The following is a 20,075-nucleotide window of genomic DNA, read 5'->3' on the forward strand; positions in this document are numbered from 1 at the left end:
GCTCGTCGGCACTCGACCATCGGGGGTTCGTCGGCACTCGACCGGCGAGTTTTCTCAGCTGTGGATGAGTACACCTCGAATGTTGTTGCCATCGCGCAGATCCTGGTAGCCCTGATTGACCTGCTCCAGTGAATACTCCTGCGTCACAAGCTCATCGAGCTTGAGCTGTCCGGCATCGTAGAGTCGCAATAGGCGGACGATGTCGTACTGCGGGTTCGACGATCCGAATAGCGCACCCTTGATGGTCTTTTCGTTAAGGGTCAGATCGGTGCCGGAGACGTGGACGGTCAGCTTGGTCGGGTCGGCCAAGCCGGTGATGACGACCGTGCCGCCTTTGCCGATAACTGCGGTCGCCGCCGAGACGACTTCCTCGTCGACGGTGCCGACCAGAATAAGTGCGGCATCGGCACCTTGACCCCAAGTCAGTTCAGTGACCTTCGCCTGAGCCTCGGCCGCGGTCGCAAACGCATGTGTCGCACCGAATTTCAGCGCGGTATCGCGTTTGAGTGCAACCGGATCGACGACGACGACATATTTACATCCCGCCGACACCGCGCCCTGGACGGCGTTGATACCCAGGCCGCCGATGCCATAGATGACTGCGGTGTCGCCGGCTCGAAGATTGCCCGAGTTCACCGCGGTACCCCAGCCCGACGGCACCCCGCAACCTACCAAGACTGCCTTCTCCAGTGGCAACCAGTCGTCGACCTTGACTACCGAATGCTGGCTGATGGTCGCACGTTCGGAGAAGGTGCCCAGCATGCACATGGCGCCGAAATCCATTCCGTTGCCGTGGAATCGGAAGGAGCCGTCGGGCATCGAACCCTCCAGAATGGTGGCTCCCATATCGCATAGATTCTGGCGCCCTGTCGAACAGTAGCGGCAGGTGCCGCAGTTCGGGATGAAGCTACAAACGACATGGTCGCCCGGCTTTACCTTGGTGACGCCAGGGCCAACTTCTTCGATGATGCCCGAGCCTTCGTGACCGCCGACGATGGGATAGCGGGGCGGAAGATCTCCGTCGGTGAGGTGCAGGTCTGAATGGCACAGACCCGCCGCGGTGTATTTGATCAGTACTTCTCCGTCGCGCGGGCCGTCGAGGTCGAGTTCCATGATCTCGAATGGTTTGCCGGCCTCGAGAAGTACGGCTGCTTTGGTCTTCATTGTTACTCCTTGGTGGGAAATGTTTTCCGGTGGAAGTGATTGTCAGAGTGCGATATTGACGGCTTTGACCTGTGTGTAGAGGTCGATGGCGGAACCGCCGAGCTCACGACCCCAACCGGATTGCTTGAATCCGCCGAAGGGGAGCGCCGTGTCGAAGCCGTTGTACTGGTTGACCCACACCGAGCCGGCCTTGACCGCTCGTGCGGTGCGGTGTGCCTTGGAGATGTCTTTGGTCCAAATGCCAGCTGCCAGACCGTAAATGGAGTTGTTGGCTGCCTTGGTGACATCCTCCTCGCCGTCGAACGGCAGGGCCGCTACGACCGGTCCGAAGATCTCCTCCTCGACGATGGAGAACTCGGGCTTGACGTCGACGAAGACAGTCGGCTCGATGAAGTAGCCCTCGCTGCCCCAGCGGTTGCCGCCGGTGAGCGCGCGAGCGCCGTCGGCGAGACCCTGCTGGATGTAGCTGTTGACTCGATCGAATTGTTCTTGGGAGACAAGCGGTCCCAGTTCCGTTGACGGATCGAGTCCGGGACCGATCTTTGTCTTCGCCGCCGCCTCGGCGACCGCGGCGGTGAACTCGTCGAAGATCGGCCGCTCGACGAAGAGTCGGGTGCCGGCGACACAGCACTGGCCGTGGTTGAACATCCACGCGGCGACCGAACCGGCGACTGCCGCCTCGATGTCGGCGTCAGCGTAGACGATATTGGGGCTCTTGCCACCCAGTTCCAACGACACCTTCTTGAGGTTGCCCTTCGCGGCGTCGACGATGAGTTTGCCGACTTCGGTCGAACCGGTGAACGCGACCTTGTCGACGTCCATATGCGCGGACAGTGCGGCACCGGCATCACCGTATCCGGGGACGATGTTCACGACACCCGGCGGGAAGCCGGCCTCCTCGAAGAGTTCGCCGAGCATGAGTGCCGAAAGTGGTGTCTGCTCAGCGGGTTTGAGGACGACGGTGTTGCCAGCGGCCAAGGCCGGCGCGATCTTCCAAGTAGCCATCAGAATCGGGAAATTCCACGGCACAATCTGGCCGCAGACACCGACCGGCTCCCGCAACGTGTAGGCATGGAATTGACCACCGGGCGCGAACGGCATCGACACATTGACGCTGTCTCCGTTGATCTTGGTGGCGAGCCCGGCGTTGTAGCGGAAGACATCTGCCGACCACGCGACGTCGACCGCGGTCGCGATTGTCGCGGCTTTGCCATTGTCGAGGGCCTCGAGTTGGCCGAAGATCTCCGCGCGCTCGCTGAGTAGATCACCGACCCGCCAGATTAACCGTTCCCGTTCGTTCGGCTTCATCCGTGACCACGGACCTTCTTCGAAGGCGATGCGCGCGGCCTTGACGGCCTTGTCAACGTCGGCAGCAGTGCCATGTGCCACGCCGGTTATTCGCTGACCATTCGACGGGTCGAAGGTGTCGAAGGTCCGGCCAGACTCGGCGTCGACCCATGCTCCGCCGATCAGCATCCTGCGGTCACGGGAGATAAAGTCACGCACAGCGGGTAGCAGTGCCGTATCGGCGGTGATTGTCATGGTGCCTCCAGGCGAATCGACGAGGTTAATCTGATGTGAGCGGGGCCACAATGTGGTCCATGTCATTTTTCGCATGTACCCGGCGGACTGAACTGTCCAGAAACTGAACAGTGCTCGGAACCGGGCATAGTCGAGAGCATGGTTCTACGCGCGCCCGACGATGTTGTCGCCTACCTTCGACGGCCGCGCGATTGCGCCGATCGGCATTTCGCGCAGCCGCTTCGGTTGTAGCTACTGGTCTCGGTTGCGGGGGATGAGCGAGTACCACTTCCATCGGTTATTCGTGGCGACCAATGGCGTGTCGCCAGCCGAGTGCCTCTCCCGGCGGCGGATCGAGCGCGCGCGGAATCTACTTCGGGCGGCCAATCTGACTGCCGCCGGAAATCTTTGTGACAGTGTGCTTTTCGAGGCTAGGATCATTCAGTTCGCGATTCACCGACTTCGTCGGTGAATCCCCGTCGCAGTTTTGTCAACGCTATGGCAACGGTGCCCCGCGGATGCCGAGTGCGCGAATGCGGGAATAGAGCGTCGTCCGGCTGACTCCGAGAGCCTTGGCGGCATGCACTTTGTTGTGACCGGCCGCGTCGAGGGCGTCGATGATGGCCTGTCGCTCAGCCTGTTCGCGTCCGGTCAGGCGTGCCGCGCGAGTAATACTTCGATACTGCGAGGGGAGGTCATCGACGTCGACTTGGCGCGCGGCGCGGTGCAATGTTGATGTGGCGGCGTGGTCGATCACCACGTGCAACTCGCTAAGGTTACCCGGCCACTCAGCTGACGCCAGAGCATCGGCTGCGGCTGTTGACAAATCTAGACCCGGGTTGACGTCGGCGAGCATCTGTTGAGCCAATGACACGATCTCACCGACTCGTTGACGCAGTGGCGCCAGGTCGATTCTCTTGCGGCACACCGAGATCAACGCGTTGACCGATGGTCGTGCGATTGTGCCGGGGCCGGTCACAACCACCAGCGACGGACCCGACTGGCCGGCTTGGGTAATCAATTTGTGTAGCAGCAGGATCGAGTGGTCGTCGAGCATGTCGGCGTCGTCGATCACGAGGGTCTGGCCTAGTTGCCGGGCGTTGGCGATCAGATGAGGGAGGTCCACACGACGTCCGGTGATGAGGCTATCGGCGACATCGACAAAAAGGTGCTCGGACATTCCGGTGGATGTGGCGGTGGTCCGGCCGGTACCGGGTTCGCCGGTGATGGCGAGCGAATCGACGGTTGGTGCGATCGATGTCCGCGTCGTTGACGATAAGCCCTGTGGTGCAGAAGATTCCACTGGGCGCAGTCGAAACAGTGCGGCGTCGCGTACCCCGGGTACCCGCTCGATGACAACCTCGGCGATGCTGCCGGTGCTCAGTGTCAGCTGCAGGCGGTTCGCCGATGTCGGAGTCTCGGCGGCGACCATCCGGAGTGTGCCGAAGTCTGCCGGGCTCAGTAGTTGCGCGGCAAGGGAATTGGTGAGTTGTAGGTCGTCGCCGATGGCGGCCACGGCGATATCGCGACGGGGCGCAGCGCGGCCGAACGCGTCGATCAGGGCGCGTTGCTCGGCGCGTGAGCGGTCGAGTAAGCGGTCCTGGATATCGTCGACCAGACCGTTGACGAACGGCGTCGAGAGGGGATTGGAGCGCGGCCCGACTTCGGTCATGCAAACAGTGCCGACGAGACGTCGGGTCGCGGGGTGCACGATCGGCCGACCGAAACAACTCAACTTCTTGAACTGTTCGAGGTAATGCTCTGAGCCGTTGATGACTATTCCATCGCGCGTCTCGCTCGGGGTACCCAGCGCTGTGGTGCCCATGATGTCTTCGGCGAACATCGCCCCGGTGGTCGCGCCCAAGCCGTCGAGCGCGCGCTCGACGGCAACACCGGAAACCACCCGTGAGACCAGTTGGCAGTTGTGGTCGACGAGTAGCAACGCGGTTCCGGTGTCGGCGAGTTCGTCGCCGGCCTTACGGAGAATCGGGCGCGCGGCATCGAGCAGCGGATCTGCCGACGTGATGTCGGAGATGACGGGCGTCGGGCGACAGTCGGGAGTCAGGCCCGACATCTCCGATCGACGCCACGACGCGGCTATGACATTTCGACGGGGTATTGCCTGGGGCATGGTTGAGGTGCACCTCCACCACACACTGTGGCATACATCACTGCCGGGAGGCGAGGCTGTCTTCGAGGTACCTCGGCTTGCATGCCGCATAAGCGCCGACGATCAGAACCACGGTCGTAGCCAAGAGGAATGCAAACGGCACCGTCCACCCATGTGTCCAGGTGTGCAACAGGCCGAAGAATAATGGCCCGCTGCACGCCAGCAGGTAGCCGACGCCCTGGGTGAAGCCTGACAGCGACGCCGATCCACTCGGGGTGCGGGTCCGCAGATTGATGAGGGTCAGTGCCATCGGGAATGTTGTCGGGCCAAGGCCAAGCAATGCCACCCACAACACGGTCGCGTGCAACGGCGCCCACAGCAGGCCCGCGAAACCGGCGAGCATGCATGAAACGAACACCAGCACCCAGCCGAATGGGTTCGCGAAGCGAGCGGTCACCGTCGGCGCGAACAGAGTTGCAGCGAAACCGACCGCGGAGAACACGGCTACCATCGCGCCGCCGAAACTCTCCGAGGCACCGGCGTCGGTGAGGATCCGCGGAACCCACGCGAACATCGAATAGGTCACCAGGGATGTCATGCCGAACATCAAAGACATTCCCCAGGCCAACGGCGCGCGCCAGACCGGTAGGGACGGCCCGCTTGATTCGCCTGTGCGGTCGGCGACGTCGTGGCCGCGTCGCGCGCGGACCACCCACACCCACGGAAGTAGCGCGGCTAACGGAACCAGCGCCCAGATGGCGAGTGAGGCGCGCCAGCCATGGGCGTCGGCCAGTGGGACCGCGATCGCGGCTGGTACGGCCGTGCCGAGCTGCACGCAGGTGATGTAAACCGTGCTCATCATCGCGACCCGGTCTCCGAAATAGCGTTTGACCAGTGGCGGGATGACGATATTGCCAACGCCCATGCCGGCCAGAGCGACTCCGGACAGGATCAGTAGCGCCCACGTACTCGACACGACAGATCGTGCCGCGATACCGATCACGGTCGCGGCGACGGCGACGAGGGTGAAGCGCTCGAGGCCGAACCTGCGCCCGAGGGCGGGGGAGACGATGCCCGCGATACCGAACATCGCGGTAGGCATCATGCCGAACACACCGATCATCGCGTCGCCGAAGCCGATTTCGGTGGATATGCGCGACAGCAATGGCGCCATCGATGTGACCGCCGAGCGAAGACTCAGCGAGAACAGGACGATCGCTACGAGAACGATCGCGCGGCCGACGAATAGGGACTGTTTCGTCGGCGTGGACGGAGCGGACTCTCGTGCGGCTATCGGCGCACTGGATGTCATCGACATTGGGAAATCATAGGATGAATGGTCGTATCTGCACAACGTGATTTAGACTGGTCTGGTGCAGACGGTTAAGAAGCAAAGTCTCATCGCGCAGGTCACCGAACAGTTGCGAGGGGAGATTACCGCGGGACGGTGGGGTGTTGGCGAACGAATTCCCACCGAGCCCGAGTTGTGTGAGATCACCGGGACGGCGCGCAACACGGTGCGCGAAGCGGTGCAGTCGCTGGTCCACGGGGGGTTGCTAGAACGTCGTCAAGGTTCTGGGACCTACGTGATCGCCACCGACGAGCAAGAGGTCCTGCTCGGCGGATATTTCGGAGCCGCTCGACGTCAGGACCTGCTGGAGTTGCGCGAGGCGCTCGACGTCACCGCGGCGGTGCTGGCGGCCCAACGACGCGACGCCGACGACATCGCGGCGCTCAACCAGATACTCGACAATCGCAACCGACTCTGGCGTCGCGACGGCATCGACGATCCGGTCGAGCGTGACGAACTCATCTCCGCTGATCTCGAATTGCATCGGGCGATCGTTGTCGCCAGCCACAATGCGATCTACCTCTCCTTCTACGACTCCCTGCTCCCGACTGTGCGCACGTTCATCGCCGAGAACGGGGTCGGGTCCGACTTGTCACACGAGGCAAGCCACACCGGCCTGGTGCGGGCGGTAATAGCTGGCGATGAGATCGGAGCGGCCGCCTCCGCGCGGTCCCTGCTGCGATGCCTGGCGGCGCGGCCCGTCGGAGAGTAGGTACCGGACCCGCCGACTACGGTTGTCGCCATGCGCATCGCCACCTGGAATGTGAACTCGGTGACCCCACGTGTCCCACGGCTGCTGCCGTGGCTTGACCAGCGACAGCCCGACGTCGTCTGTCTGCAAGAGACCAAACTCGGGGCCGACGCGTTCGGGGACTTGCTCGGTGCCGAATTAACCTCTCGCGGTTATCAATTCGCACACAACGGCCAAGGGCAATGGAACGGGGTGGCGTTGTTGAGCAAGGTCGGCCTCGACGATGTGCGGCACGGATTGCGGAACGGCCCGGGCTTTCCTGAGGCGGATGGGCCGCAGGAGGCCCGGGCTATATCCGCACTTTGCGGAGCGGGTGACTCGCAGGTGCGCGTCTACTCCGTGTATGTGCCCAACGGTCGGGAACCTGATTCAGATCACTACCGTTACAAGCTGGCCTGGCTGGCGAAGCTCAAGGGCGACGTCGCGCAACACGCGGCGACGTCATTGATTTGCGGCGATGTGAACATCGCGCCGTCCGACGCCGATGTATTCGATCCCGGCGCATACGTCGGACACACGCACGTGACCGAGCCTGAGCGCTCGGCGCTCGCGGCGATCGAAGCCGAAGGGCTGGCCGACGTCGTACGGAACCGCTGGCCGTCCGAGCGGGTATTCAGCTACTGGGACTACCGCGCCGGCATGTTTCACAAGGACCTCGGCATGCGTATCGACCTGATCCTGGCCGGCGAATCGGTGACCCCGCGTGTCAAGGCCGCGTGGGTCGATCGCCAGTCGCGCAAAGGAACCAAGCCAAGCGATCATGCGGCTGTCGTCGTCGACCTCGACGTCGCGCCCGACGGCGACGTCGGGCCGATGGTTCCGCCACCGTCGAATCCGGCCAAGCGTGGCGGCGCGAGAGTGAAGTTGCCCCAATCGGCGGACTGAAATCTCGTCCCCGTGAGAGTGCTCGAAGGGCAATATGCCCTCTGCGGCCCGTGACGGGGACGAAATATTCAGGCATTGCCGGGTGTTGGATAGTTGTGGCCAGCGGGGGGCGACTGCGCGTTCACCCCAAGCCAGGCCACACCCATTTTTGGAACAACCGGGATGCGATCGCCTCCCGTGCGGTGCGGGTACTCGCGGTGCGCCAACGGGCAGGCCGGATTCGCCTGTTGTTCATGTTGTGTTCGCCCTGCCTGACGGCGATTTTGACCTGTGCATTCGGGGTCGGTAGAGTGTTTCGGCGGTGCCCGGCAAATGCCGGGCCAGTCTGCATGCTTTTGGCAAGGGTTGGAATCATTTCGATTCTCGTGCCCGAAACCACGGGCGTGATCAGGCTGACATGTGATGCCGGGGCTGGTCGTGTGACACGCCCGACCCCGGGGTGGCAATAGATGTACTGACCAGTGCGAAAGCTCTGGTGGGGCGAGTTGTAGAGGTAGCCGAAACACCGTTTGGTGCACGTCGACTACTTGCCCGGAGCAACAACTGCAACGACTTGAGAAGTTCGAGACCAAGGAAGAAAGAACTCAGTGCCAACTATTAATCAGCTAGTCCGTAAGGGCCGTCAAGACAAGGCGACGATCAAGAAGACCGCCGCACTTAAGGGCAGTCCGCAGCGTCGTGGCGTGTGCACCCGCGTGTACACAACCACCCCGAAGAAGCCGAACTCCGCTCTGCGTAAGGTCGCCCGTGTGCGTCTGACCAGTGGCGTCGAGGTCACCGCCTACATTCCCGGTGAAGGCCACAACCTGCAGGAGCACTCGATGGTGCTCGTGCGCGGTGGTCGTGTGAAGGACCTCCCCGGTGTTCGTTACCGCATCATCCGTGGTTCGCTCGACACCCAGGGTGTCAAGGATCGCAAGCAGGCTCGCAGCCGCTACGGCGCCAAGAAGGGAAGCTAGTCATGCCACGTAAAGGACCCGCTCCCAAGCGCCCGCTGATCAACGACCCGGTCTATGGTTCGCCGCTGGTTACCCAGCTCGTGAACAAGATCCTGCTTGACGGCAAGAAGTCGACCGCCGAGCGCATCGTGTACCAAGCCCTCGAGCAGGCGCGCGAGAAGACCGGTACCGACCCGGTTCTGACGCTCAAGAAGGCGCTCGACAACGTCAAGCCGACCCTCGAGGTCAAGAGCCGCCGCGTCGGTGGCGCCACCTACCAGGTGCCGATCGAGGTCAAGCCGGGCCGTGCGAACACTCTCGCGCTGCGTTGGTTGGTCACCTTCAGCCGTCAGCGTCGTGAGAAGACCATGACCGAGCGTCTGGCCAACGAGTTGCTCGACGCCAGCAATGGCCTTGGTGCCTCGGTGAAGCGTCGTGAAGACACGCACAAGATGGCCGAGGCCAACCGTGCGTTCGCTCACTACCGCTGGTAATTCGCTAGAACTGCTGCCGGCGGGCGCGGAACACCCGCGCTCGCCCGGCAAGCGGGAATCCTTCCCGCTGACACAAACAGACTTAGTCCAAAGCCTTTCCCGAAGGGAACCGAATGGCACAGGAAGTGCTCAGCGACCTGAACAAGGTTCGCAACATCGGCATCATGGCGCACATCGATGCTGGCAAGACCACCACCACCGAGCGGATTCTGTTCTACACCGGTGTGAACTACAAGATCGGTGAAACCCACGACGGTGCATCGACCACCGACTGGATGGAGCAGGAGAAAGAGCGCGGCATCACGATCACGTCTGCCGCCGTGACTTGCTTCTGGAACAAGAACCAGATCAACATCATCGACACCCCCGGCCACGTCGACTTCACCGTCGAGGTGGAGCGCAGCCTCCGCGTCCTCGACGGCGCGGTTGCGGTGTTCGACGGCAAAGAGGGTGTTGAGCCGCAGTCCGAGCAGGTGTGGCGGCAGGCCGAGAAGTACGAAGTTCCGCGTATCTGCTTCGTCAACAAGATGGACAAGCTCGGTGCGGACTTCTACTTCACCGTGCAGACCATCAAGGACCGCCTCGGTGCCAAGCCGCTGGTCCTGCAGCTGCCGATCGGTGCCGAGGACGAGTTCGACGGCGTCGTCGACCTGATCGAGCAGAAGGCCATCACCTGGCGCGGCGTCGTGCCGACCGGTGCCGAGCCGACCATCGAAGAGATCCCCGCTGATCTCGTCGACAAGGTTGCCGAGTACCGCGAGCAGCTCCTCGAGACCGTCGCCGAAAGCGACGAAGCACTCATGGAGAAGTACTTCGGTGGCGAAGAACTCACCGTCGAGGAGATCAAGGGCGCGATCCGCAAGCTGACCGTCACCCGCGAGCTCTACCCGGTGCTGTGTGGCTCCGCGTTCAAGAACAAGGGCGTTCAGCCCATGCTCGACGCGGTCATCGATTACCTGCCGTCGCCGCTCGACGTCCCCTCGGTCGAGGGTCACGCCGTCGGCAACGAAGAAGAGATCCTGTCGCGCAAGCCTTCTGCTGATGAGCCGTTCGCGGCGCTGGCGTTCAAGATCGCTTCGCACCCGTTCTTCGGCAAGCTGACCTTCGTGCGTGTCTATTCGGGCCACATCACCGCGGGCACCCAGGTGCTCAATGCGACCAAGGGCAAGAAAGAGCGCATCGGCAAGCTGTTCCAGATGCACGCCAACAAGGAAATGCCGGTCGAGGACGCGACTGCGGGCCACATCTACGCGATGATTGGTCTGAAGGACACCACCACCGGTGACACCCTGTGTGATTCGGCTGCGCCGATCGTGCTGGAATCGATGAGCTTCCCGGACCCGGTCATCAACGTCTCGATCGAGCCGAAGACCAAGTCCGACCAGGAGAAGCTGGGTACCGCGATCCAGAAGCTCGCCGAAGAGGATCCGACCTTCTCGGTGAAATTGGATGACGAGACCGGCCAGACCGTCATTGGCGGAATGGGCGAGCTCCACCTCGACATCCTCGTCGACCGGATGAAGCGTGAGTTCAAGGTCGAGGCCAACGTGGGCAAGCCCCAGGTGGCCTACCGTGAAACCATCCGCAAGACGGTTGAGAAGCACGATTACACCCACAAGAAGCAGACGGGTGGATCGGGCCAGTTCGCGAAGGTCATCATCAAGCTTGAGCCTCTCGTGGATGCCGAAGACGGCGCGACCTACGAGTTCGTCAACGCTGTCACCGGTGGTCGCGTACCGCGCGAATACATCCCATCGGTCGACGCCGGCGCGCAGGACGCTATGCAGTATGGCGTTCTCGCTGGCTACCCGTTGGTGAACCTGAAGGTCAGCCTGCTCGACGGTCAGTACCACGACGTCGACTCTTCGGAAATGGCCTTCAAGATTGCAGGATCGGCAGCCCTCAAAGAGGCTGCGAGAATGGCGAGCCCCGTCATCCTCGAACCGATCATGGCCGTCGAGGTCACGACACCCGAGGACTACATGGGTGAAGTGATCGGCGACCTGAACTCCCGCCGTGGCCAAATCCAGGCCATGGAGGAGCGCAGCGGTGCGCGTGTCGTCAAGGCACTGGTTCCGCTGTCGGAGATGTTCGGCTACATCGGAGACCTTCGGTCGAAGACCCAGGGCCGGGCAAACTACTCCATGGTCTTTGACTCGTACGCCGAAGTTCCGGCGAACGTGTCGAAGGAGATCATCGCAAAGGCAACGGGCGAGTAATTCCGTCCGCTGTCTGCGCCGGGAGCGCAGCGAGCGGGCCGCGTAGAGTTGCGGGGTCCGCGCCACGGCGCGAAAACAACCAATAAACACAACACTGTCGGGATCCACTCGACAGCGACAACAGTCCAGGAGGACATCAAGTGGGCAAGGCGAAGTTCGAGCGGACCAAGCCGCACGTGAACATCGGCACCATCGGTCACGTCGACCATGGCAAGACCACCACCACGGCAGCTATCACCAAGGTGCTCGCCGATCAGTACCCGGATCTCAACGAGAGCTTCGCGTTTGATCAGATCGACAAGGCTCCTGAGGAGAAGGCTCGTGGTATCACGATCAACATCTCCCACGTCGAGTACCAGACGGAGAAGCGCCACTACGCGCACGTTGATGCGCCGGGTCACGCCGACTACATCAAGAACATGATCACCGGTGCTGCTCAGATGGACGGCGCGATCCTCGTCGTCGCCGCAACTGACGGTCCGATGCCGCAGACTCGCGAGCACGTGCTGCTCGCTCGTCAGGTGGGTGTTCCTTACATCCTCGTCGCACTGAACAAGGCCGACATGGTCGACGACGAAGAGATCATGGAGCTCGTCGAGATGGAGGTCCGCGAACTGCTGGCCGCTCAGGAATTCGACGAGGATGCCCCCGTCGTGCCGATCTCGGCGCTCAAGGCTCTTGAAGGTGACGAGAAGTGGGTCAAGTCGATCCAGGACCTCATGCAGGCCGTCGACGATTCGGTGCCGGACCCAGTCCGCGAGACCGAGAAGCCCTTCCTCATGCCTGTTGAGGATGTCTTCACCATCACCGGTCGTGGCACCGTTGTCACCGGTCGTGTGGAGCGTGGCGAGGTCAAGGTGAACGAGGAAGTCGAGATCGTCGGCATCCGCGAGAAGAGCACCAAGACCATCGTCACCGGCATCGAGATGTTCCACAAGCTCCTTGACTCGGCTCAGGCTGGCGACAACGCCGGTCTGCTGCTCCGTGGCCTGAAGCGTGAGGACGTCGAGCGTGGCCAGGTCGTCGTGAAGCCGGGTACCACCACCCCGCACACCGACTTCGAGGGCCAGGCGTACATCCTGTCGAAGGATGAGGGTGGCCGTCACACCCCGTTCTTCAACAACTACCGTCCGCAGTTCTACTTCCGTACCACCGACGTGACCGGCGTCGTTACCCTCCCCGAGGGCACCGAAATGGTCATGCCGGGCGACAACACCGAGATGGTCGTCAAGCTCATCCAGCCGGTCGCCATGGACGAAGGCCTGCGCTTCGCTATCCGCGAGGGTGGCCGCACCGTTGGTGCCGGCCGGGTCACCAAGATCATCGCCTGATCTCTAGATAACAGCGCGAGGGGCGCCCAACCACGAAAGTGGTTGGGCGCCTTTTGTTTTGGTCGGCCTAGCGGTATCGCTAGCGATCGGGGCGGGCTTCGTCGGGCGTGGACGAGGTTCGGTTGAGCGGTTGGTGGCTGGATTGAAACTGCGTTGTAAGGCCGTGCGGGGGAGACCTTCCTCCGTCGGACGTCGGGCCGCAGGGTTCAGTCGCGCAGGATGAAGTCTGCGCCCACGCTGAGGGCAGGGTGGTTGCTCCCTCGTCGGACGTCGCGCCGCAGGGTTCAGTCGCGCAGGATGAAGTCTGCGCCGACAGATTGCGCGGAGTAGATAACCCCTTGCCCGACGTCGCGCCACATGTTTCAGCCGACTGAAGCCTGCGCCCGGGAGACAGGCGAGGTGAATCTTCCTTCGCGTGCGTTCCATCGGCAGTTTCAGCCGACACCCTTCCTACAGCGGATTCAGAATCCGGTCGAGGAACTGCCGGGTCCGCTCCTCCCGAGGGTTGTCGAGTACCTGGGCGGGTGTGCCGCGTTCCAGGATCACCCCTCGGTCGGTGAACAGCACTTGATCGGAAACCTGTCGCGCGAATTGGATCTCATGCGTCACGATCACCAAAGTCCAGCCTTCGACGGCGAGGTCGCGGATCACCGCGAGGACTTCACCGACCAACTCTGGGTCCAACGCCGACGTCGGCTCATCGAACAGAACGACCTTGGGTTGCAACGCAAGCGCCCGTGCAATGCCGACGCGCTGCTGCTGTCCGCCCGACAACTGGTCGGGGTACTGATCGCGCTTATCGGCCAGGCCCACCCGATCGAGCAAGTCGATGGCTTCTGCGCGCACCTTTTCGGCCGATCGCCGCTGTACGACGAGCGGGCCCTCGGTCACGTTGCCGAGTACCGTCTTGTGCGGAAAGAGGTTGTGCGACTGGAAGACCATGCCACTTTGCGCCCGATACTCACGCAGCTTGGCATCGCTCACGTGGCTGTCGAAATCAATCTCGACGTCGCCGACGCGCACTACTCCGGCGTCTGGACGATCGAGTGCGTTGAGCGATCGCAGCAGAGTGGTTTTTCCTGACCCCGACGGTCCGACGATGGTGGTCACGGTGCCGCTCGGCACCGTGAAGGAGATCCCTTTCAGAACATCGTTGTCGCCGAACGACTTTCGGATGTCGCGTGCGTCGATGCGGTTGTCGGTCATCGGGCCACATGCCTTTCCAGTCGGGTTTCGAGTCTGTTCTGCGCGAAGGAGAGGATCATGCAGATTACCCAGTAGTACGCTGCGGCCGTCGCGTAGAGCGCGAAGAATTCGTAGGTTGGGGCGGCGGCGATCTGAGCCGTACGCAGCAACTCGGTCACCAGGATCGTCGACGCCAGCGAGGTGTCTTTGACCAGGGCGATCAGGGTGTTCGACAGCGGCGGCACCGCGACGCGCGATGCCTGCGGAAGGATGATCCGGCGGAGTGTCGTCGCGTATCCCATGCCGATGGTGCCGGCAGCTTCCCACTGCCCCTTGGGAATTGACGTGATAGCGGACCGAATGATCTCGGCCGCGTAGCCACCGACGTTGAGACTGAATGCGATCACCGCCGCCGGGAACGGGCTGATCTTCACGCCCAATTCGGGCAGTGCGAAGAAGACGATGAACAGCTGAACCAACAGCGGTGTGCCACGAATGATCGAGATATAGAAGCGCGCGAACGCCCGCGGGATTCGCTTCGACGACATCCGACCCAACGCGACCACCAAAGCGATTGCCAGGCCGACGATGAAGCTGATGACGGTGAGCGGGATGGTCATCGTAAGTGCCGCCTTGGCCAGCGGCCACAGATTATCGGCGATGAGCTGCCACGTCGAGCGGGAGGTTTTCGCGGACTGCTGGTCACCAGCGGCGTTGGCTTTCAAGTACTTATTGGAAATGGCGGCGAGAGTGCCGTCGGCGCGCAACTCGTCGAGAGCCTTGTTGATGCCCGGCAGTAGGCCACTGTTCTTGCGCGCCGCGAATCCTTGCTCGCTGCGCTCATCGGTTTGTGCGGCGATATGCACGGATTTGTCGCCGGTTTCGGCGAGGTACGCGTAGACCGCGATGCTGTCGTTGATGATCAGGTCGATACGCCCCTGGTTGAGCAACTTGATCGCCTGAGTGAACCCGTCAACACTTTGGACTTTCGCACCCCGAGCGGCAGCGAGTTGTCCCCAATTGCTGGTGACCGTCTGGCCGGCGGTCTTGCCGCGAATATCGTTGAGCGACTTGATGGAACTGTCTTCGGTCCGGGTGACGACGACACCTTCGCCGATCGCGTACGGGTTCGACAGATCGTATTTCTCTTGTCGCTCCGGAGTGATGGTGACCTGATTTGCGACGACGTCGAATCGGTCGGCGTCGAGGGCGGCGAAGATCGAATCCCACGGTGTTTCAACGAATTCGACTTTGCGGCCAAGCTTCTTGCCGACAGCTCGGGCAACCTCGACGTCGTAACCGGTGAGCCGATTGGTAGCCGGGTCGTGAAAGCTGAACGGCGCGTACGTACCTTCAGTGCCGACGCGCAGGACTGAGTTGTCAGAGCCTCCAGAACCGGTAGTGCTTGAGCATCCGGCCAGGGAAACGAGAGCGAGAACCGCGAAGAAGATCAACGGCAGCCGCCGGAATCGGTGAGTCACCGCCAGAACTTAGCAACGACCGATGCCGGGATGAAGGATTAACGTCGGCGTGGTCGAGTGTCCGCGTGCGGCGTGTCGTTGACGTGGAATCCCGCCCAACCCGTGATCGGTAGCGCCCGAATAGTCGTAATCTTCGTAGTTATGACGACAATGTTCGGCGAGGCCGGCGCCAAATCGACCGGTGGCAGCGGTTTCCTCGGTGCGTTCCTGAAATCATTGGCGTTCATCATGGTGTGCGGCATCGTCGGACCGATCTTCCTCGTTATGTATTTCGTGATTGATGAGCCGGGTATCGGATGGATGCTGTGGACCGGATTGGGCGTCACGATTCTCAACGTGGTGATCGCCTTTTTCGTGGCTCGGGGGTCGGCTAACTTCACAGCGAAGATGACGCGAATGCAGGCGACGGGTCATATGGCCCTGGCCGACATCACGTCGCTACGCCAGACCAATATGCAGATCAACGACCAGCCGGTGATGCAGTTGGGTTTGCGGATCCACGGCGACGGAATCCCGACTTTTGACGTCGACATCCGCAAGACCGTGCCGATCGTCGCACAGGCGATGCTGCACCGTCGGGTGCTGGCGGTGTTGGTGGATCCGGCCACCCGTGAATTTGAAATCGATTGGCAGGCAACGGGAATGATCACTGGATCGGTTCCGGCACAGTTCACCTCGAGTGAAGACGGCCGTACCTATGATCTCACCGGGCAGCCCGAACCCCTCATCAAGATTCTCGAAGTGCTCCGCAAATACGGAGTGGGTAACAGTGGCACAATCGACCTGCGCGGCAACCCCCTCGCCCGCGCTGAGGTAATGGCGATCGTGCGGCAATACGGCGCTGGCGCGCAATCGGCGACGTCGCCGTATGGCGGTGCGGGGCAGGCAGGTGTTGCGCCGACGTCGTTGACCAAGCCGACGCCGCACCGGTCGCTGACCGAACGGCTCGCCGAGCTCGACAATCTCTATTCCGCGGGGCGGATCGACGCGGCCGAGTATCAGCAGGCGCGCCAGCGTGTGCTGGGCGATCTCTAACTGACTCAAGCGACCGCAGACCCCAAAAACCTCATACACCACTTGAGTAACATCAGTCACTTTGGTAACTGGATGGTATCGAACCGATTCTCGTTGCGACACAAGCGTTGTCCCACGTCAAGAGGGCGATTAGGTTTCGTTCGTGCCCAGTCATTACCCCTCGCCGCTTCGTGCGCGGCGCCGCCGCATGTTCGGTATCGCTGTCGTCGGTCTTTCCTTAGTGCTTGCCGCGGTAACTATCAGTGCGGTCGGAGCGGGGGACGGTGACGCCGCTACACGTCAGCGGTTCTATGTAAGCGGCTGCGGAATGCCGACCAGCCCCGTCGACATGTGGACCCGCGGCGGCAACTACAAGACGGCGATCGCGCTCGACGGCCTCCGTGCGACCAACGACATGAGCGGCTGGCGACACAACACCCGCATTCAGAACATGGCCGACCACGGTGTGAATGTCATTGAGCCCGTTGGTGGTTTGGGCAGTTTCTATACGAACTGGGATAAAGCGAGCAAGCTGAGTAAGGTCAAATACCGCTATCGGTGGACTTGCCGACTGGACACCATCGTCCGCGAACTCGACGCTCGCGGTCTCGCGGTGGGCAAGTGGGGCAAATACGCCCTGATGGGCATCTCGATGGGCGGCAACGCCGCGATGATCTACGCGGTCAACCATCGCAAGCGGATCTCGCACGCGTTCTCGATGTCGGGGTACCTGAATCTCTCGGCTCCCAGTATGCGCGAGGGAATTCGCGCCGCACTGGTCGACGCTGGCGTCCAGGCCGGAGTTGGTCCACTCGACGCCGATTCGATGTGGGGGCCACCGTGGAGTAAGCGGTGGCTCGACAACGATCCCTTCTTGCAAACGCAGCGGATGAAGGGCATGAAACTACGAATCGGCGCCTCAACTGGGCTGTGGGGTGTTCACGACCGTGAGCCGGTGTCGGCGGTTAAGGGCACTCCGCTGGAGTTGCTGGCGCTCGCTCAGACGCGAGCTTTCGAAGTATCCGCGTTACGCGCCGGCGTCGATGTCTCCAGTGATTACCCGACACAGGGGACCCATGACTGGGGTTACTGGAACGACATGGTCTGGCGCGCCAAGAACAGCGGCTGGTTCCGGGACCGATAGGTCACCGATCCGACCGCGGCCGGGGAAGGCGCACAGGTACCGGGGCTCGAACCGTCAAATATCAACCGCGAGCGGTGTATTCGACGGTGACCCCGGTATCTGAGCGTGGCCGACCTCGTCCGGCGCACCCTTCGGCTCACCAAGCTTCACCACGATCACACCGGCGAGAATCAATGCGCCGCCGAGCAATTGAACTGCTGCCGGCACCTGGCCGAGTAGTAACCAGGCGAAAACTATCGCCGCCACGACCTCGGCGAGTGCGACAAACGAGGCTAGTCGGGATCCGAGGCGTCGGGCTGCGGCAATGCCGGTTACATATGCGACCGACGCGGTGATCACTCCCAGCGTCAGAACTGCTGCCCACCAGTCGAATTGGAGCCGCCCCAACGTGACGTCGGCTGTGCTGGTCGACATCGGCAGAATGCCTACAGCGCCCAGTGCGCCCAGCCCGATGGCTGCGGTGAACAGTCCGCCGCCGGCCAAAGTCACGGCTGGAACTGGTGTGCGCAGTGTGCCCGACATGATGAAGTATCCGGCCGCTCCGATAGTTGCTCCCAACGCCCATGCGACGCCAACGGCGTCGAGCCGAATTCCGCCGAAGAGTTGTAACACCAGCGCCAGTCCGGCTGCGGCTACCGCGGCACCGACCAGTGTGCGCCAGGTGGGGCGCTGCCCGTGCCGCAACCACATCCATCCGACGACCACCACCGGCGCAAGGTACTCGATCAACAGCGCCACACCGACCTGCAGCGTTTCGACGGCGTAGAAATAGCACAACTGCGGCGACGCGACCGCTACCGCGCCATATGCGGCCATTGCGCCGAGGGTTTTGGGGCGGACCAACTCACGTATTCGCCCGGTCATCTGACCGATGGCGAGCGGTGCAAGAACTAGCGCGGCGATGGCGATGCGGATTGTGACCGCGGCTGGCGCCGACCAACCGGTGTCGAGGAGTGCGCGGGCGATCGGCCCTGACAGGCCGAATGACGACGCCGAGATTAGCGCGAAGACGAGGCCGTTTCGGGTGACGTGACGTGCGCTGTCATTGGCTAAAGTCTTCACGGCCATTACGCTAGAGGGGGCGATGTAAGGTGTCAACATGTTCAACGCTGATGACACCGTGAGTTCGCTCGAGTCGGCGGTCGCGCTTGTCAACGGCGCAGTCGGCGATACCGATCCCCTCGCATCGATCGATACCCTCGCAGAGCATTACGCTTCCTTCGGGTACACCGGCCGTCACGATCGCACCGTGACCGAGCTCGACGCGGTTCGCGCCGTGCGCCCACGACTGCGGGAACTGCTGACCAGCGACCGCGATAGTGCGGCACTGATCGTCAACGACTTGCTGGTTCAAGTGCGCGCGGTGCCGCGGCTCGCGCGCCACGGCAGCGTCGACTGGCATCTCCACGCGGTGTCACCCGAAGCGTCGCTGGCCGACCGGATCGTCGGTGAGACCGCCTTGGCGATGATGGATCTGATTCGCGCACAGGAAGTTTCGCGACTCGGAATATGCGCGGCCGATGACTGCGACGACATCGTCCTGGATCTGTCGCGTAATCGATCAAAACGATTCTGCTCGACGCGGTGTACCAACCGCGTTGCGGTCACCGCATATCGAGCGCGCCAGACGCGCGCACAGGACCGCGGGGAATGATCGGCTAGGGTCGGGATCATGCGAATACTTCACCGGCACACCGACGGCGGGAGTCTTCGTCTTGCTGCCGCCTGTTCCGGTGATCTATCCAGTCGGCCCGTCGTGCTGGTACACGGCATGGCCAGCGATCACACGACTTGGGCCCCGCTGCACCGGGAACTTCGCACGGTCGGGCGGTCGGTGGTGTCGGTGGATCTACGTGGACATGGACGTAGTGGGCGCGCTACGAGATACCGCCTCAACGACTTTCGTGACGATCTCGCTTTCGTCGCCGACGAACTCGGTCTCGACGAATTTGATCTCGTCGGCCATTCGCTCGGCGCGCACACCGCGCTGCGGCTGGCGATGGAGCTGCCGGGGCGGGTGAGAAGGCTTGTGCTGGAAGAGTGTCCGCCGATGCCGAGAGATCAGGCTGATGTTGACGAGAAGATTGTCCCCACCGCGACACTCGGCGAGAAGATTCGCGGCGTTTCAGCGCTCGTCGCAAACCCGTTGCCGCTGTTGCGATTCGACCGTTCGTTGCCGAATATGGTCGGGCGGGAGTTCGAAGTCGCCGCTCCGCGATGGTGGGCCGATCTTGCCGAGTCGCCGGCCTCGACTCTGGTGATATCCGGCGGCGACCGGAGTTTCCTGCCGCCCCGGCATCTGAGATCACTGGCAAATGCGTTGCCGGAAGCTTCTTTTCGAACAATCGAGGCTGGGCACAGTGTGCACCGCGACCGCAGTCGAGAGTTCACCCGGGCGGTATTGGATTTCCTCGCCGAGTGACGGTTGTCGGCGGCTGGTCGAGTGCCGTCAGTGGTTGGTCGAGTGCCGAGGAGCGCTAGCGGCGA

At 62.3% G+C, this 20,075-nt stretch carries 17 protein-coding genes; 10 read left to right on the forward strand and 7 right to left on the reverse strand.

Translation table 11 applies throughout. The features are described 5' to 3' along the window. Nucleotides 1-54: 54 nt before the first annotated feature. The 4 genes from AAFP29_RS04255 to AAFP29_RS04270 form a co-directional block, all read right to left on the reverse strand. Nucleotides 55-1,164 (reverse strand): NDMA-dependent alcohol dehydrogenase, encoded by a 1,110-nt coding sequence (locus AAFP29_RS04255; protein ID WP_419216057.1) that lies wholly within the window; start codon nt 1,162-1,164, stop codon nt 55-57. 42 nt (nt 1,165-1,206) lie between these two features. Continuing rightward, complete coding sequence (locus tag AAFP29_RS04260; RefSeq protein ID WP_419216058.1) at nt 1,207-2,706, reverse strand: aldehyde dehydrogenase family protein; 1,500 nt, start codon at nt 2,704-2,706, stop codon at nt 1,207-1,209. 475 nt (nt 2,707-3,181) lie between these two features. Then, the gene (locus AAFP29_RS04265) at nt 3,182-4,816 is read right to left on the reverse strand and encodes a helix-turn-helix domain-containing protein (RefSeq protein WP_419216059.1); all 1,635 of its coding nucleotides are present in this window, start codon (nt 4,814-4,816) and stop codon (nt 3,182-3,184) included. Nucleotides 4,817-4,853: 37 nt separating this feature from the next. Beyond that, complete coding sequence (locus AAFP29_RS04270; protein WP_419216337.1) at nt 4,854-6,107, reverse strand: CynX/NimT family MFS transporter; 1,254 nt, start codon at nt 6,105-6,107, stop codon at nt 4,854-4,856. Between the two features lie 61 nt (nt 6,108-6,168). Between AAFP29_RS04270 and AAFP29_RS04275 the strand changes: the two genes are divergently transcribed. The 6 genes from AAFP29_RS04275 to tuf all read left to right on the forward strand — a co-directional run bounded on the left by AAFP29_RS04275 (nt 6,169) and on the right by tuf (nt 12,764). Continuing rightward, complete coding sequence (locus AAFP29_RS04275) at nt 6,169-6,858, forward strand: FadR/GntR family transcriptional regulator (protein ID WP_419216060.1); 690 nt, start codon at nt 6,169-6,171, stop codon at nt 6,856-6,858. Nucleotides 6,859-6,888: 30 nt separating this feature from the next. Next, the gene (locus tag AAFP29_RS04280; protein WP_419216061.1) at nt 6,889-7,782 is read left to right on the forward strand and encodes an exodeoxyribonuclease III; all 894 of its coding nucleotides are present in this window, start codon (nt 6,889-6,891) and stop codon (nt 7,780-7,782) included. Nucleotides 7,783-8,369: 587 nt separating this feature from the next. Further along, nucleotides 8,370-8,741, forward strand: coding sequence for a 30S ribosomal protein S12 (gene rpsL / locus AAFP29_RS04285; RefSeq protein WP_419216062.1), 372 nt, complete (start codon nt 8,370-8,372; stop codon nt 8,739-8,741). A gap of 2 nt (nt 8,742-8,743) precedes the next feature. Next, on the forward strand, nt 8,744-9,214 hold the full coding sequence (rpsG, locus tag AAFP29_RS04290; RefSeq protein WP_170194679.1) for a 30S ribosomal protein S7: 471 nt from the start codon (nt 8,744-8,746) through the stop codon (nt 9,212-9,214). A gap of 113 nt (nt 9,215-9,327) precedes the next feature. Beyond that, entirely contained in the window at nt 9,328-11,433 is a 2,106-nt protein-coding gene (fusA, locus tag AAFP29_RS04295; RefSeq protein WP_419216063.1) for an elongation factor G, read from the forward strand. Between the two features lie 140 nt (nt 11,434-11,573). Further along, on the forward strand, nt 11,574-12,764 hold the full coding sequence (gene tuf, locus AAFP29_RS04300; RefSeq protein ID WP_419216064.1) for an elongation factor Tu: 1,191 nt from the start codon (nt 11,574-11,576) through the stop codon (nt 12,762-12,764). Between the two features lie 450 nt (nt 12,765-13,214). On the opposite strand, the gene AAFP29_RS04305 is transcribed toward tuf, so the two are convergent. Beyond that, nucleotides 13,215-13,970, reverse strand: coding sequence for an amino acid ABC transporter ATP-binding protein (locus AAFP29_RS04305; protein ID WP_419216065.1), 756 nt, complete (start codon nt 13,968-13,970; stop codon nt 13,215-13,217). Next, the gene (locus AAFP29_RS04310) at nt 13,967-15,430 is read right to left on the reverse strand and encodes an ABC transporter permease subunit (RefSeq protein ID WP_419216066.1); all 1,464 of its coding nucleotides are present in this window, start codon (nt 15,428-15,430) and stop codon (nt 13,967-13,969) included. Before AAFP29_RS04310 ends, AAFP29_RS04305 begins: the two co-directional genes overlap by 4 nt. Before the next feature lie 141 nt (nt 15,431-15,571). Here AAFP29_RS04310 and AAFP29_RS04315 point away from each other — a divergent pair, with 141 nt between their 5' ends. Beyond that, nucleotides 15,572-16,465, forward strand: coding sequence for an SHOCT domain-containing protein (locus AAFP29_RS04315; protein WP_419216067.1), 894 nt, complete (start codon nt 15,572-15,574; stop codon nt 16,463-16,465). 187 nt (nt 16,466-16,652) lie between these two features. Continuing rightward, nucleotides 16,653-17,588 carry an alpha/beta hydrolase gene (locus AAFP29_RS04320; RefSeq protein WP_419216338.1) on the forward strand — a complete coding sequence of 312 codons (936 nt, stop codon included), beginning with the start codon at nt 16,653-16,655 and terminating at the stop codon, nt 17,586-17,588. Between the two features lie 54 nt (nt 17,589-17,642). On the opposite strand, the gene AAFP29_RS04325 is transcribed toward AAFP29_RS04320, so the two are convergent. Then, nucleotides 17,643-18,656 carry an EamA family transporter gene (locus AAFP29_RS04325; RefSeq protein WP_419216068.1) on the reverse strand — a complete coding sequence of 338 codons (1,014 nt, stop codon included), beginning with the start codon at nt 18,654-18,656 and terminating at the stop codon, nt 17,643-17,645. A gap of 31 nt (nt 18,657-18,687) precedes the next feature. Between AAFP29_RS04325 and AAFP29_RS04330 the strand changes: the two genes are divergently transcribed. Both AAFP29_RS04330 and AAFP29_RS04335 read left to right on the forward strand, forming a co-directional pair. After that, nucleotides 18,688-19,242: a CGNR zinc finger domain-containing protein gene (locus tag AAFP29_RS04330; RefSeq protein ID WP_419216069.1), complete on the forward strand. Its 555-nt coding sequence runs from the start codon at nt 18,688-18,690 to the stop codon at nt 19,240-19,242. Nucleotides 19,243-19,260: 18 nt separating this feature from the next. Beyond that, the gene (locus AAFP29_RS04335; protein ID WP_419216070.1) at nt 19,261-20,010 is read left to right on the forward strand and encodes an alpha/beta fold hydrolase; all 750 of its coding nucleotides are present in this window, start codon (nt 19,261-19,263) and stop codon (nt 20,008-20,010) included. Nucleotides 20,011-20,075 lie beyond the last annotated feature (65 nt).

Origin of the sequence: Gordonia sp. CPCC 205333 (assembly GCF_048537885.1) — a bacterium.
Classification (GTDB): domain Bacteria; phylum Actinomycetota; class Actinomycetes; order Mycobacteriales; family Mycobacteriaceae; genus Gordonia.

Coding starts and splice junctions, on each gene's coding strand:
- AAFP29_RS04265 (WP_419216059.1), bottom strand. CDS start 4,816: ATGCCCCAGGCAATACCCCGTCGAAATGTCATAGCCGCGTCGTGGCGT.
- AAFP29_RS04330 (WP_419216069.1), top strand. CDS start 18,688: ATGTTCAACGCTGATGACACCGTGAGTTCGCTCGAGTCGGCGGTCGCG.
- fusA (WP_419216063.1), top strand. CDS start 9,328: ATGGCACAGGAAGTGCTCAGCGACCTGAACAAGGTTCGCAACATCGGC.
- AAFP29_RS04335 (WP_419216070.1), top strand. CDS start 19,261: ATGCGAATACTTCACCGGCACACCGACGGCGGGAGTCTTCGTCTTGCT.
- AAFP29_RS04320 (WP_419216338.1), top strand. CDS start 16,653: ATGTTCGGTATCGCTGTCGTCGGTCTTTCCTTAGTGCTTGCCGCGGTA.
- AAFP29_RS04260 (WP_419216058.1), bottom strand. CDS start 2,706: ATGACAATCACCGCCGATACGGCACTGCTACCCGCTGTGCGTGACTTT.
- AAFP29_RS04325 (WP_419216068.1), bottom strand. CDS start 18,656: ATGGCCGTGAAGACTTTAGCCAATGACAGCGCACGTCACGTCACCCGA.
- AAFP29_RS04305 (WP_419216065.1), bottom strand. CDS start 13,970: ATGACCGACAACCGCATCGACGCACGCGACATCCGAAAGTCGTTCGGC.
- AAFP29_RS04315 (WP_419216067.1), top strand. CDS start 15,572: ATGACGACAATGTTCGGCGAGGCCGGCGCCAAATCGACCGGTGGCAGC.
- rpsG (WP_170194679.1), top strand. CDS start 8,744: ATGCCACGTAAAGGACCCGCTCCCAAGCGCCCGCTGATCAACGACCCG.
- AAFP29_RS04270 (WP_419216337.1), bottom strand. CDS start 6,107: ATGACATCCAGTGCGCCGATAGCCGCACGAGAGTCCGCTCCGTCCACG.
- AAFP29_RS04255 (WP_419216057.1), bottom strand. CDS start 1,164: ATGAAGACCAAAGCAGCCGTACTTCTCGAGGCCGGCAAACCATTCGAG.
- AAFP29_RS04280 (WP_419216061.1), top strand. CDS start 6,889: ATGCGCATCGCCACCTGGAATGTGAACTCGGTGACCCCACGTGTCCCA.